At 59.7% G+C, this 13,918-nt stretch carries 10 protein-coding genes; 7 read left to right on the top strand and 3 right to left on the bottom strand.

The window, feature by feature from the left end; all coding sequences use genetic code 11:
* Positions 1–30: 30 nt before the first annotated feature.
* Together B5V02_RS02075 and B5V02_RS02070 are read left to right on the top strand one after the other, a co-directional pair.
* On the top strand, positions 31–1,893 hold the full coding sequence (locus tag B5V02_RS02075) for an ABC transporter ATP-binding protein (RefSeq protein ID WP_111542603.1): 1,863 nt from the start codon (positions 31–33) through the stop codon (positions 1,891–1,893).
* Complete coding sequence (locus B5V02_RS02070; RefSeq protein WP_111542602.1) at positions 1,893–3,797, top strand: ABC transporter ATP-binding protein; 1,905 nt, start codon at positions 1,893–1,895, stop codon at positions 3,795–3,797. The genes B5V02_RS02075 and B5V02_RS02070 overlap by 1 nt, the downstream gene beginning before the upstream one ends.
* 312 nt (positions 3,798–4,109) lie before the next feature.
* Here B5V02_RS02070 and B5V02_RS02065 read toward each other — a convergent pair whose 3' ends face one another.
* On the bottom strand, positions 4,110–4,658 hold the full coding sequence (locus B5V02_RS02065) for a sugar O-acetyltransferase (RefSeq protein WP_111542601.1): 549 nt from the start codon (positions 4,656–4,658) through the stop codon (positions 4,110–4,112).
* Between the two features lie 1,118 nt (positions 4,659–5,776).
* Between B5V02_RS02065 and B5V02_RS41035 the strand changes: the two genes are divergently transcribed.
* From B5V02_RS41035 to B5V02_RS02050, 3 genes are all read left to right on the top strand, one after another.
* Positions 5,777–5,941 carry a hypothetical protein gene (locus B5V02_RS41035; RefSeq protein WP_208647029.1) on the top strand — a complete coding sequence of 55 codons (165 nt, stop codon included), beginning with the start codon at positions 5,777–5,779 and terminating at the stop codon, positions 5,939–5,941.
* A 181-nt stretch (positions 5,942–6,122) separates the two neighbouring features.
* Positions 6,123–6,431 carry a hypothetical protein gene (locus B5V02_RS02055; protein WP_245445603.1) on the top strand — a complete coding sequence of 103 codons (309 nt, stop codon included), beginning with the start codon at positions 6,123–6,125 and terminating at the stop codon, positions 6,429–6,431.
* Entirely contained in the window at positions 6,422–6,949 is a 528-nt protein-coding gene (locus tag B5V02_RS02050; RefSeq protein ID WP_245445601.1) for a hypothetical protein, read from the top strand. The genes B5V02_RS02055 and B5V02_RS02050 overlap by 10 nt, the downstream gene beginning before the upstream one ends.
* 796 nt (positions 6,950–7,745) lie before the next feature.
* Here B5V02_RS02050 and B5V02_RS02040 read toward each other — a convergent pair.
* Positions 7,746–8,498 carry a serine protease gene (locus B5V02_RS02040; RefSeq protein ID WP_111542598.1) on the bottom strand — a complete coding sequence of 251 codons (753 nt, stop codon included), beginning with the start codon at positions 8,496–8,498 and terminating at the stop codon, positions 7,746–7,748.
* A 261-nt stretch (positions 8,499–8,759) separates the two neighbouring features.
* Positions 8,760–10,544 carry a nif-specific transcriptional activator NifA gene (gene nifA / locus B5V02_RS02035; protein ID WP_111542623.1) on the bottom strand — a complete coding sequence of 595 codons (1,785 nt, stop codon included), beginning with the start codon at positions 10,542–10,544 and terminating at the stop codon, positions 8,760–8,762.
* A 1,301-nt stretch (positions 10,545–11,845) separates the two neighbouring features.
* On the opposite strand from nifA, the gene B5V02_RS02030 reads away from it, so the two are divergent.
* A complete protein-coding gene (locus B5V02_RS02030; RefSeq protein ID WP_425374343.1) occupies positions 11,846–13,144 on the top strand; it encodes a dicarboxylate/amino acid:cation symporter in 1,299 nt (432 codons plus the stop codon).
* 288 nt (positions 13,145–13,432) lie between these two features.
* The coding region (locus B5V02_RS02025; protein ID WP_167458333.1) for a LacI family DNA-binding transcriptional regulator at positions 13,433–13,918 on the top strand (486 nt) is incomplete at its 3' end.

Raw genomic sequence — 13,918 nt, 5'->3', positions numbered from 1 at the left:
GAAGGCGCAAAATTCAGTCGGGAACACACCGTGAGCAGAGATGCTGTTGGCACGACCTCTCTCAAATCGTCCGGGCATGTGAAAGCGGCGGGGTGGGGCCGAGGCTTGAGCACTCTGCTGCGCATTACGCGCATGAATTTGAGGCACCCTTGGCAGGTCGCGCTAGCTATCGGTTCGACGATCATAGCCGTGATCCTGCAGTTGCTAATTCCCCGGCTTCTCGGCTGGGCTGTCGACCAGACCCAGGTGGCAATCGGGAGTGGTGTCACGGCGACGGCTGCAGAACAAGCGCTATGGACTCCGGCTCTCCTGCTTCTCGCCGCGAGTACGCTACGCGGCCTCTTCACGATGGCGCAAAACTATTTTGCCGAAGCCGTCGGGCATCACGTCGCGTATGAACTGCGGCTGGCTTGTTACGACAAAGTCCAGCGCCTCAGCTTTTCCTTTCACGACCGGGTGCATTCAGGCGACCTGATCACTCTCGGCATCCTCGATCTCGACGGCGTGCGGATGTATTTTTCCACCGCCCTGGTTCGCTTGCTTCTGCTCACCATGTTGATCGGGATCGGCGCCTACATGATGATCTCAACCGACCCGGTGCTCGGTCTCATCGCGCTAAGCTTCGTGCCTTTCGTAGCCTGGCGATCGTCGGTCACGCAGCTTAAGCTACGCGTCATCTGGCTCGACCTCCAGGAGCGGCTTTCCCTCCTAGGCCGTGTGATGGAGGAAAATCTCGCGGGCATCCGCGTGGTCCGGGCCTTTTCGGCACAGGCTTACGAGATGGTAAAGTTCGACCGCGCCTCGAAAAACGCGCTCGAACTCGCCCACGAGCAGGTTGATGTCTACGTGCCCAATACGTCGGCAATGACCCTGGCCTTCTTTTTCGCCATGGGGTTGGTCCTCTGGATCGGTTGCAACAAGGTCATCGCCGGCCAGATCAGCGTTGGGACGCTCACGATGTTCCTGGCCTTCATGACGATCCTGCAAATGCCCGTCCGCCAGATCGGTCTGATGGTCAACGGCTTCGCCCGCGCCTACACTTGCGGTTCGCGCCTCTTCGGTCTGCTCGACCAGGACATTACGATCAGGGATGCTTCCACCGCCAGACCGCTTGAGATCGGTGAAGGCACTCTGCGCTTCGACAATGTCTCGTTTGCATATCCCGGCACCGGAAACCGCGCCATTCTGAAGAATATCACCTTTAGTGCCCGTAGGGGCGAGACGATCGCGATCGTGGGTCCGCCGGGTTCGGGAAAATCGACAATGGCTCACCTGATCCCCCGCTTTTACGATGTCACTGGGGGCACCATCATGCTTGACGGGCAGGACATCCGCGGGGTTACCCTCGCCACGCTTCGCCAGGCGGTCGCCGTCGTACAGCAGGATGCATTCCTGTTCACTACCACGATCGAGAACAACATCGCCTATGGCGACCCCTGGGCGAAGGAACAGCGGATCGAGCACGCTAGCGAATCCGCCCAGTTGCACAATTACATTCTCGGCCTCCCCGCGGGCTACAAGACGGTCGTCGGCGAACGTGGCGCCTCTCTGTCTGGGGGCCAGCGCCAGCGTCTCGCCATAGCTCGCACGATGATGTTGCGCCCATCAATCGTCATTTTCGACGACTCAACGGCCGCGATCGACGCCGCCACCGAGCAGCGGATCCGCGCGGCGATGCGGCGTTTCGCCAAGGATAGGGTGACGATCATCATCGCCCACCGGCTCAGTTCGCTCAAGCACGCCGACCGGATCCTGTTTGTCGACAATGGCGAGATCGTGGAACGCGGCACTCATCAGGAGCTTTTGGCCAAGGGGGGGCGCTATAAGGCCCTTCATGATCTTCAGTTGCGCCCGGAAGATGACATTGCGACCACGTACAGAGGCGCGCCCTGATGGCCAAGGTGCACGCCAGCGAAATCGAGCCTGAACCCAATGACAGCGGCAGGCGCCCCCCGCGCGCGGTCGTCGGCTCCCACCGCGTCGAGGAGGAGATGTTCGGCCGGGCTTTCGACAAGAACATCATCCGGCGCATCTGGGCCTTCGTTCGTCCCTACCGAGCCATGGCAGTTGTCTCGGTTGCGGCATTGCTGGTTTTCACTGGAACGCAGCTTCTTATCCCGCTGATTATCCGCTACGCGATCGACCAGGCTACAACTCCGGCAGGCGTTGATCGCTCCGCCCTACTTGAGGCCGCCGGCGCGTTTGCACTAGCCATTCTGGTTAATTTCGGCGCCGCCTACGCGCAGGAAATCGTGGTGGGGAAAATGGCCGAGAACGTCCTCTTCGACATCCGACGCGCCATGTTTGCCCATCTGCAGAAGGTATCGCTCTCCTTCATGGACAAGACCGAGGTCGGACGACTCATGTCCCGCCTCCAAGGCGACGTCAACTCTATCCACGAATTCCTCGAAAGCTCGATCTACTCCGTAGGCGATATCGCGCTTCTCTTCGGCATCGTTTTCGTAATGCTGTACGTCAACTTCAGCCTCGGCCTTCTGACGCTCTCTGTCTTGCCGGTCCTGTTGATTATCCGCATCGTCTGGCTGCCGCGTGCACGCCAGGCCTTCATGGCTGCACAAGACACCAATTCAGTTGTCAACGGCGCGTTGGCCGAAGCCATTCACGGCGTGCGCACCGTCCAGTCCATGGACCGCCAGCAGGTAAACTTCCTGCTGTATGACGACAAGGCACATGCCGACCTCAGGACACACCTGGTTGTCGCCAGGTATGCACAAGCCATGGTGCCGATCGTCGATGGCCTCACCGGTCTCGCCATGGCCGTCGTCATTGTGGTCGGCGGCTCCACGATCGTGAATGGCCGCATCGATGTGGGGGTATTGGTTGTGTACATATTCTATATCCAACGCTTCTTTGACCCAATTCGCTCACTTACTCTGCAATATTCCGTGATGCAGCGCGCAATGGCCTCCGGCAAGCGCCTGACCGATGTGCTCGACGTCAGGATCGAGATCCAGGACAAACCGGACACCAGGATCCTTGCGCCCGAAATGGACGGCTCGGTCGAGTTCAGGAAAGTCACGTTCGGCTACGATCCCAAACAGCCGGTGCTGAAAAACGTCTCCTTCCGGGTCAATCCAGGCGAGACGGTCGCCTTGGTCGGGCCGACCGGCTCTGGTAAATCGAGCGCGATGGTGCTCGTCCACCGCTTCTATGATGTTCAGCAAGGTCAAGTGCTGGTCGGCGGACATGATGTGCGCGATCTCGCCCAGGAATCGCTCGGGCTCCAGATCGCCATGGTGCTGCAGGAGCCATTTCTGTTCACCGGGACGGTCTTCGAGAACATCCGCTACCACAAGACGGAAGCCACGCGGGACAAAGTGATCGAGGCCGCCAAGGTGGTCGGGGCCCACGACTTCATCATGAGCCTTGCCGACGGGTATGATACCCAACTCGGCGAACGCGGCGGCAACCTTTCTCTCGGCCAGCGTCAGCTTGTCAGTTTCGCCCGCGCTCTCGTTGCCGACGCCAAAGTCCTAGTTCTTGACGAGGCCACCGCCAACATCGACAGCTACACGGAAATGCTGATCCAGAAGGCTCTGAGAAAACTCCTGGAAGGCCGCACTGGCCTTGTCATCGCTCACCGGCTCCCCACAATCCGCGGTGCCGATCGGATCATCGTACTTCAGAATGGCCACGTTATCGAGACCGGCAACCACGACAAACTGATGGCCATGGGTGGGCTTTATTCCAAACTCTGCAATCTCTACTACTCATCCTTCGACGACATTCCCAAAGAGGAAGCCGATCCGACCGTAAAAGCCGCCTCTCGTACCTGACGCACGCATCGCCGGCCGTATCCGCTTTAGGCGCGTCGGCGAACGCCGCGGATGAAGCGGGCAGAGACAAGCCACTCGCACTCAAGGAAGCCACCTGCGTGACGGCCGTATGATGAGCCATTCCAATCAGACGAACGCTGCCTCGCCTGCAGCAAGCCCTGTAGGACAAGAAGCCGTGCCGAACGAGACTGATCAGAAAACGGCGGCAACCATCTGCGACGATCAATTACTTTCGTAAATTCGGCACAGTTTGCCGGGCGACATTGAGCCGGGTTTAACAACCTTGAACCGCCTGCTTATATCCTCAGCGGGTCATCTTACCCGAGCTGGACTTCCCACGACCTTCGCCCCTGCGGGAACGTCTCGCGTGACCACGCTGCCAGCGCCCACGACCGCATCATTGCCAATTGTAATGCCCGGCAGAATGATTGCTCCACCGCCGATCCAGGCACGACTGCCAATTCTGACAGGACGCCCGAACTGCAGACCGGACTGTCGCTGCTCGGGATCATGTGGATGTTCGGCGGTATAGATCTGTACGGCGGGGCCAATTGTCGTTCCTTTGCCAATCCTCACCTCTGCCACGTCAAGGATGACGCAGTTGAAGTTGACGTAGGCGTAGGCCTCGATGTGGATGTTGAAACCGTAGTCGCAAAAAAAGGGCGGACGGATGACCGCTCCGGGTCCAACTTCTCCGAGCCGCTCCGACAAGAGCGTATGCCAATGCTCGGCAGTTTGGCCCAGCATATCATTGTACCGCTTTAGCCAAGCCCCCGTAGCTAGCAGGTCAGCTTGGATCTCCGGATCCGAAGCATTGTACAACTCGCCTGCGAGCATCTTCTCTTTTTGACTGCGCATCATCGTTCCTCGTCAGACCGTGCCCTCAGGGGTGGTGTAGGAGTGTACAGCAGATTGCTCGATCGCGCGCGCCCTGGTTCGAGACCGAGAGGTAGTCCCCTCCAGGACCGTTCGCTGCACAGCTTCCAAGCGTTGAAGAAACGCTGATAGACCTGACGCAGGGGCCATAACCGACGGGTGGGCAACTGTCCAGCGGATGATGTTTGATCTGCGGTCACTTCAGGTTTTTTCGTCGGTAGCATACTGTCGTCCCACAACAGCGTCTGGCTGTGGTCGAGGCAAACCGGCTGCTGGGCGCCGAGCGTGTGGCGCGTGGCATCGACGATCCACGCTTCCGGACAAGATCGCACTTGCCCCACACCAAGGCTCGTAAAAAACGTATCAACTCACCGGTCGACCCGAACATTCGTTTCCAACGGTTAGCCTAAGCCTTAGGCAAGAAAGTGCCTAAGCTAAGCGGCGTGTGTCGCGGACCCGACAATCCGACACTCCGTGTCGGATGGCGATCACAGAGCACGATGGTACTCAGAGACCGGAAAAAATCGGGCTGCGAGTCGGAGGCAATTGAGCATGAGACCGCTGGAGGCATTCGGCCTCTACTCGGTTCGGCCTGGTATTGATCCCGCGGTTCGGACACCCAGCGCCCCAGCCGTCCACTGGTGCAATGCACCTGCCCTGTTTGCGGACGCATCAATCGACGAACCCGCCGCCAGTCTACTGAACATGGGCGGTTGATGCCGGTCGCGCCAGTGGCGTTCGAGTACCATCATAGCCGAAGCCGGCGGTCTTCGCCGTTTTCGGTGTTCATCGAGTTTCTAAGTTCTGCCTGGTGGACTCTCGACACAGCCGTCAGGCCAATATCGAGGCCAGCCCGCCTTTCCAAGTTCGGCGACGCACCCGGACGAGCCCGGCAAGTTGCCAAGCGTCAGCGTGAGAACGGATTCTTCGGGCATAGTTCGAGCACTACATCGCAAGAGGATCGCGACAATCAGATCTGCGCCTCAAGGCGGTGATTGCCGCTACAGTGAAGATGGCACGTGTTGTGCAGCATCGGCGAATGCGGTCCGACTACCGGCCTTTCGTTAAGGGCGGGACGGTCCCGACCAAGCCAGGAGCACCAATTGCGCAATCCCCTCGCCTTTCTCCACTTGAGTGCCCTAGATGCAGTCGCTCCGTCTCGCCGGCGTCTTCATCTAAATGCTGGGCGCGAGCTGATGATCACGCGCAAGCAGGCGCTCGCCTTTCTGGCCGATCCCGACGCCTACCTCAATGGAAAGCCGCTATGAGCTCGAATGATACATCAGCGCTACGCATACGAGACCTTCGGGGCAGGGCATCATCCCCTCGCGGAACGTGGCCACGCCGCTCTGGCCTACGCCAGCAAGGGCCAACTCAGATAGCAGGCCAGAGACGGCAACCACGTGAACCTGCACACGCGCCAGCCGGCGACGACTGCGCGATCGACAAATGACCTACACGCCCGGCATTTTGCTGTTGTCGGCGCTCTCTTGGCCCGAGGATTGCGTGACCCTCACCGAACTACCCCGGATTTCGAAACCATCAACAGGAGTAAAGATGGACACCCCACAATTCGAGCGGGAGATCCACAAGATCGCCAACCGATGTGTGAGCGAGGCCAGGGCAGTCGCCAAGAAACGACGGCGCTGGACTCAGGAACTAACTGCGACAGACGTCGCTGCCGGCATCGACACGGCCGAGATCGCACGCCCGGCCGACGCGGCCAGGACCAACGTTGACGAGGGGACGTGGCTGTGACGACGATTGCCTATAGGCACGGCGTGATGGCCGCCGACACCCGTGCCTACGGCGGCCGCGAGGGATCAATCGGCTCCAAGGTCAAAATCCGCCGTCTTCCGGATGGACGCCTGATTGGCGCCACCAGTGCCCAGGTTGGCGCCGGTGAGGCCATTTTGGACTGGTATGCCGCTGGCGCCGACGTTCACAAGACGCCAGAGGGTGTAGAAAGCGATGAGGTCGGTCTGCTGGTCGTTCATCCCGACGGGCGCGCTCAAGTGGCGTCCGGCGCCTGGACGCTGACCGGCATGCTCGAAAACGCCTATTTCGCTGTTGGGAGCGGCTCCAATTACGCGGTGGCCATTCTCGAATTCGGCGGGACCCCACAGCAGGCTGTAGAGATCGCCTGCAAGTTCGATTCGTGCTCCGGGCTCCCGGTCGTGTCCCTGATGCACGGAGCGCCCTGCCCTTCCCCGCGCCACTCCAGGCGGGCCAAGTGGCTGTCGTGGGTCGGCAGGAGGTTCAAGATTTCGGGTTAGCTATCGTCGCGGTTACCGTGACAATAAATGGTTCACCATCGATGAAGGGAGTTTGATGGGATACAAACTGGCGGGCGGCACAAGCCGCGCTCGCGATAGCCGTTGCGCTGGGCCGTGCGCAACGGGTTCTTCTCGCCAGAGGCGGCGCCGGTGGCGGCCCCAACCTCCAGCGCCATCAGCCACTCGGCCAAGAGCGTTTGCCAATGCTCGGCAGTTTGGCCCAGCGTATCATTGTACCGCTTTAGCCAAGCCTCCGTGGGGGCTTGGATCTCCGGATCCGCGGCATTGTACAACTCGCACGCCCCCGGATTTGAGAACCGGGCGGCAGTCTTGTTGACGACCAAGTTCTTCTGCACAATTATCAGGCGGTGAAACATTGCTGAGAATGGGACGCGGTGCCAATTAAGCATCAGTCAGCAACTGTCCAGCCGTGTCGATGTCTGCCACTTTTCAGATTTGGCCGTCTGCCGATACAGCGGTAAGCGATCGGCGTGTGTGTCAGACCGGCATTGGGCGCGGTGACTGCGCGCCCTCCACCACACACGATCAGGCAACCCAAGAGACTATAAATCTCCGGCATCATGCGCGGGATCCTCCCAACAACGGAGCGTTCTCGCTCGCATTCAGCCTGACGCAACTCACATCCCGCGCCGTTTGTCGGACAGCAGAACATCTAGCCTGCACGCCATTCATGGAACGCGGTGAGGGCACCCGGTTAAGCGAACTCCGGTTAGCAGACATTCTGCGCGTTCAGACGCGGCAACGTGACACGCTGCCCGCATCCCGACTCGCCGCCTCAGTCACCGTATCGTGACATAGTCTCCATGATCCACTCGCGATAATATGACACGCGCGTATACACACCGCATGTCTTTCCGCATTCCTCCCCATTCGATACAATTCCAACCAAGATGGCGCTGCCTTCGCTATCGTATTTGATCAGAGGACCTCCACTGTCCCCTTGGCAAGCATCGGTCCCGCCGCTTTCGGTTCCGGCGCACATCATCCCAGGAGAGATCCCATCATATTTGCCGCTGCACATTTTGTTGCTGACGTACGGGACCTTGCCCTCTCGGAGCTGGTCTGATTCTTCTCCATCTTCTGTTTTTCCGGTACCAATCACGATAAGGGGCTCGCCACTACGAAGGTGCGTCCTAGGGCTAGGAAGGGAAATGACCGCTGCGGGTCGCGTACTGTGCACCCGCACGAGCGCCACATCATGTTCAAATGTGTCGTCGTCCTTATTATATCTTGGGTGAACAATAAGCTCCTTTACATCCAACGAAACGCTATCGACTACAACGGCCTTGACCTGGTCGACTGTTAAATCCGCTACACAGTGCGCCGCTGTGAGGATCCATCGCTCTCCGATCACCGATCCTCCACAGAGCGGGATATAGCCATCCCCTTCGACAATATTGAGTTTGACGTGCCAAGGATACTCTTTGGACGTGGTCGGCTTGCCGAGAATGACGGCATGGGCGTGTTTTGCACCAAAAAGGGCAGCAGCGATCCCGAAGAGGGCATGACGACGGGTTATCAGGAGCATCGGTTTCTCGTACTATTTTGCTTTACATAACGGCCGCCTGTCGTTGGGGCCAACTGGGTCGAAATAGCTAAATTGGCCCTCCTGCCCGCCAATCTCATGGCTAGGTAGCAACGCCTCATCTCGGGTGAGACCCCAATGTTCTTGCCTGGGATCAAGGCGGGCTGGGTCGATCGAATCGGAATTGGCATTGCCGCGGGGGCCCCACATCACTCGTCTCAAGGGGCCAAAGCACCAAGGCTTGATGTGGTTCGGTCGATTGTTTCACAGACGCTTGATCTCGATACCGTATTTCCTCAGCATGTAGCCAATCTGGCGCGGCGTCAGTCCAAGCAGGCGTGCCGCCTTTGCCTGGACCCAGCCACATCTTTCCATGGCCGCGATGACACCTTCAGCATCGATCATTCTCGCACCGTTTAAGTGGGCTGTCCCGGTAGGGCCCAGCGGCGGCTGTCCTGTGCTCTCAGACGGGAAGGCGACGGCGGCAGAACTGGCGGCAGCCTGCGGTATTGCCGGAACAGGTGGCATCGGCACGAACGGCTGGGTTTGCGGCGCGAGGTTGTCAGACCTGATCTTATGCAGCGCCGCAGCGAAGCATTGGCCCCGGCAGCATGCAAAGTCGCCTCTCCCGATTGATGCTCCCGCAGCCAGAACCGCTGTCCGATACACGCAGTTTTCGAGCTCGCGAATGTTGCCGGGAAAATCACAGTTTCTCAGTATTTCAATCGCACTGGGATCGAAGGTCAGCATACCGCCGTTCTCATCGTTGAACTTCTTGAGAAACTCGGCTGCGAGGAGCGGAATATCAGTGCGCCTTTCGCGTAGCGCCGGCACCAGCAAAGGAACCACATTGATGCGGTAATAGAGGTCGGCACGGAACTCATTCCTGGCAACTGCCTCTTCCAGGTTCTTGTTCGTGGCGGCAATGATGCGAACATCGACTTTAATGGTCTGGTTGCCGCCGACGCGCTCGAACTCCTGCTCCTGCAGCACGCGCAAGAGCTTTACCTGGAACGATGGCGAGATCTCGCCGATCTCATCCAGGAACAACGTCCCCTTGTGGGCGAGCTCAAAGTGCCCTTTGCGTGAGTTGAACGCGCCTGTGAATGCACCCTTCTCATGACCGAATAATTCGGATTCCAGGAGTGTCTCGGACAGCGCCGCGCAATTGACCTTGATCAAGGGCTGCTTGGCGCGCGGCGAAAACTCGTGGATAGCCTTGGCGACCATCTCCTTCCCGGTACCGGATTCGCCTCGCAACAGAACCGCAATCTTGGCCTTGGCTACGGCCGCGACGTCCTCAAGCAGTTTGCGAAACGGCAAACTGTCGCCAATCATCCCCTCGATGTGAACCTTGTTGCGCTGCCGCGCCGGGTGGTTCTGCTTTGGCTGCAAGTCCTGCTGTGCTAACGGTTGCTCGCGGTCGCCTACGCGATGCAACTTCACTGTCTGTCCTACCAGGTTGGCGATTAGGTTGAGCAGATGGCGGGTGTAATCGAGCCAAACTCTTGAGCCGTTGGCCAGTACGTGGTCGATGGTCAGCGTGCCCACGACATTCGCATCGACGCGAATGGGAACGCCGATGAAGGACACTGGTATGTTGTCGGAGACCCCGAGCACATCCATGTCGGCGGCGGTGAAAGCCGAATGAACCGCGATGTTCTCGATGACCAGAGGCGTTTCCGTCGTCCTAATCTGGTCGATTGCCTTGCGCGGCAGATACAGCCGGTGGCCCTCACTGCAGCTCTCGCTCCAGCCGGCGCCGACGGCGATATCCACTTCGCCATCACTGTCGACGAGAGAGATGATGCCGTGCCGCATCGGCAGAAACGATCGCAGAATATCCACGACCTTCGCCAACGTGACTCCGAGCCCGGAGGGGGCGGCGAGTGCTGTCGATATTTTCGATATGCCGGCGAGCTCGCTCTCGCGCGGCGGCAGAATAGCGGATTCTACGTCATCCCTTTTCGCGTCGTGAAGCGCTGTGCCGCATGAGGGCGCCTCCTCAGCACTTTCTTCAGATGGGCGATTCTTGTCCTGATCTAACATGTCATCCTCGATTTCGGGCCGCGATATCAACGTCGCGCCATGTGGGCCTGCGACGTCGCTGGGCGTAGACGCCCTCGTCAAACGGTAATCTGGGCCCCAGCCACCGTTGGCCGGAGCCAGCATGAGTTTCTTCGCCGCGCAGGCCGCCGCGGATTGGCGCGCTTGCTGGCGCGTGGAAGCCACTCATCGAAGTGCTTAGACGTTGCTAGAGACAATCGGACGCAGCGTTGGCGGCAGCACGCCGGACTTCCGCAGCCGGCATAAGATGAAAAATGGGTCTCACGGTTTTGGGCGTCGGTCAGGCCCCCATGAGTGGCAAGCACGACAAATGCCGGTGGCGATGGTTGATCCACGGCTTGGCTATCCTTCCTGAAGCGGGCGCCGATCAGGCTCCTCACGAGCGCAACACACGTAGCCCTACAGAGCGGCTAGCTCAATTGGGCCGTCCTTTCATTTCTGATAGGGAAGAAACAGGCTTTGATAGAATCCCATCAGGGGAGATTTTTACCAGCAGGTCGATTCGGAACGGCACAGATGTTTGCCCCGACGTTTCCTGCGGGGCTCTGGCGCGCTGAGCGTACCGAGCACATTGCGCGCTTCTATCGCCCCTAGGTGGTGCGGAAGCGGCAATCGCTGCCGACGCTCTCCTGGTCGGCTCGCTGAGTGGATCGCGACAATCGTTCTTTCCCTCGCTATTGATGCCATGGCAAGAGAACAGGCTACGGCGCGTGCCATGGCGCGAAGTTGTCGTGGTGCGGGGCTTCAGTCTTGCTCCGAAGTATCTCCTCAATCACACCATTGCGCCATGACCGGCGGGATCAATCGGTCTGTCGACGGCGGCGCCTTTGAGACGCTCAGCTTCGGCGGGAGCGCGGCCAGAGCACGCTCGTGTAGGGAATCCTCCACTCCGGTGCTCGGTCCGTCGCAAATACGACAAGGAAGCGAGGGGCGTCGGGGCGCCAGAGACACGAACGGCGACCGCTCTACCAGGCAAAGCAATTAGTGCACGGCGCCCTGTCAATCCTCCCTCTTCTACCGGACAGCATTGCTTCAGACATGGAACAATGCCGAGCCTTAAGTGCGGGATTTCGCCCAGAATGGAGGCAGCCAGTGCGGAAACCCGCACAAGCCTCGCGGACACCGGGTGGCCGAGCGTATGAACACGCATGATTGGGCGCGGGATTTCCACTTGGCACGACGCTTGCGGCGGAGACGACAGCAGCGCTCGACCGGAGCGCCGCGACGGGAGAAGCGCGGGAAGGGGGGAGGCCCACCCGGTCCGGTCAGGGAGAGAAAAGCTGTTGGCTCCACCAATTCGAAGCGCGGGTCCCCCAGCCCGCAAGGTCTTCTACGCCCAACTGTACGTGCAGGTGCTTGCCGCCATAGCCCTCGGGGTCGCAGTCGGCTATTTCTATCCGGGCACCGGAGAGGCTCTGAAGCCGCTGGGAGATGCCTTCATCAAGCTCGTGAAGATGATTATCGCACCTGTGATCTTTCTAACCGTAACGACCGGCATTGCGGGCATGAACGATCTCAAGAAGGTCGGCCGGGTCGCCGGCAAGGCGATGATCTATTTCCTCACCTTCTCGAGCCTCGCATTGATCGTCGGTCTCGTTGTCGCAAATGTGGTTCAGCCAGGTGACGGCCTCAATATCGATCCGGCCTCGCTCGATGTCCAGGCGGTGCAGGGTTATGCCGCCAAGGTCCACGAGCAGTCCGTGACCGGCTTCCTGATGAACATCATCCCGTCAACGATCGTTGGTGCCTTCGCCGAAGGCAACATCCTGCAGGTCCTGTTCTTCTCGATTCTGTTCGGCAGCGCTCTGGCGATGGTCGGAGACACGGGCAAGCCTGTGCTTTCCTTGCTTCAAGCGCTCCTCGCGCCGGTGTTCAAGCTGGTCGGCATTCTGATGCTGGCCGCGCCTGTCGGCGCTTTCGGCGCCAGGGCCTTCACCATCGGCAAATATGGCATCGGTTCAGTGGCCAACCTCGCCATGCTGGTCGCGACGTTCTATTTCATCGCCTTCCTTTTCGTGTTCGGCGTTCTCGGCGCGGTCTGCCGGTACAACGGCTTCTCGATCTTTTCACTCGTCCGGTACATCAAGGAAGAACTGCTTCTGGTCCTGGCCACGTCCTCCTCCGAGGCTGCGCTGCCCTCGCTCATGGAGAAGATGGAGAAGGCCGGCGCCAAGCGTTCCGTCGTGGGTCTCGTTATTCCGACTGGGTATTCCTTCAATCTGGACGGCACCAATATCTACATGACGCTCGCCGCCCTCTTCATCGCCCAGGCGACGAACACAGATCTGTCAATTGGCGATCAGGTCCTCCTGTTGCTCGTTGCGATGCTTTCCTCGAAGGGTGCAGCAGGTGTAACAGGTGCGGGGTTCATCACGCTGGCCGCTACGCTCGCCGTAGTACCCAGTGTTCCCGTTGCTGGCATGGCGCTGATCCTTGGCGTCGACCGCTTCATGTCCGAATGCCGGGCGCTGACGAATGTCGTCGGCAACGCAGTGGCCTCGCTCGTTGTCGCCCGCTGGGAAGGGGAATTGGACGAAGGGCGCATGAAAGCCGCCTTCTACGGGAGCCTGCCGAGGGATTGAACGGGCTAACCCCGGCCCAGCAAGATGCAGCAGCACGACCTATCGAGGCGCCGGCTGTCACCAGCACGAAACAATCGGCTCGCTGGCTCCAACAGCGCTTCGCGGGCCAATGAATCAGAAGCGCCAAAATGCGGTGAGTACAAGAAACATGGACGCCTTATGCAAACGAACCGTAGATCGACACGCGCCCGGTTGCGCCTGGAGCGCGGTTCATCGGATAGGCTGTCGCTCGTCGAGAATGCCGAAATCTCCACTTTGCCGCCCCGAATCGTCGCGGGGATGCCCCCGATGACCGAGAGACCGCCGATCGGAACTGGAGCGACGGCCAAGCGCCCCACAATTGCCGATCTCGCCCGCGAAGCCGGGGTGAGCGTGGCAACGGTCGATCGGGTGTTGAACGCTCGCCTTCCAGTGAGGGAGGAGACCGCGCGGCGGGTCCACGAAGCCGCTCACGCGATCGGCTATCATAACGCGGGTCTCATCAAACAGCGCTGGCGACCGGACCTGCCGCGGTACCGGCTAGGCTTCATCCTGAGAAAGCCGGCCCAGCATTTCTACCAAGAATTCGTGCGCGAGGTCGAAGCAGCGGTTAGTTCGGCCCAGTCCTTCCACGGTATTCCGCTCATCGAATTCGCGCCGTCGCATTTGCCCGAGGACCTGGCGGCTACCCTCAAGGATCTTGGTAGGCGCTGTCACGCGATAGGCATGGTGGCTCCGGACCATCCTAAGATCACGGCAGCAGTCGAGGAGCTCAAGGCTAAAGGCATCCCGGTT

The sequence above is a fragment of the Mesorhizobium kowhaii genome, from assembly GCF_003253745.1.
Taxonomy (GTDB): domain Bacteria; phylum Pseudomonadota; class Alphaproteobacteria; order Rhizobiales; family Rhizobiaceae; genus Mesorhizobium; species Mesorhizobium kowhaii.
Note: the sequence above shows the minus strand (reverse complement) of the source record. Positions and strands in the feature narration are given on the sequence as shown.

Excerpts from the sequence above, each read along its gene's own strand:
- nifA (WP_111542623.1), bottom strand. The coding sequence starts at position 10,544 with ATGTTAGATCAGGACAAGAATCGCCCATCTGAAGAAAGTGCTGAGGAG.
- B5V02_RS02040 (WP_111542598.1), bottom strand. The coding sequence starts at position 8,498 with ATGCTCCTGATAACCCGTCGTCATGCCCTCTTCGGGATCGCTGCTGCC.
- B5V02_RS02070 (WP_111542602.1), top strand. The coding sequence starts at position 1,893 with ATGGCCAAGGTGCACGCCAGCGAAATCGAGCCTGAACCCAATGACAGC.
- B5V02_RS02065 (WP_111542601.1), bottom strand. The coding sequence starts at position 4,658 with ATGATGCGCAGTCAAAAAGAGAAGATGCTCGCAGGCGAGTTGTACAAT.
- B5V02_RS02055 (WP_245445603.1), top strand. The coding sequence starts at position 6,123 with ATGACCTACACGCCCGGCATTTTGCTGTTGTCGGCGCTCTCTTGGCCC.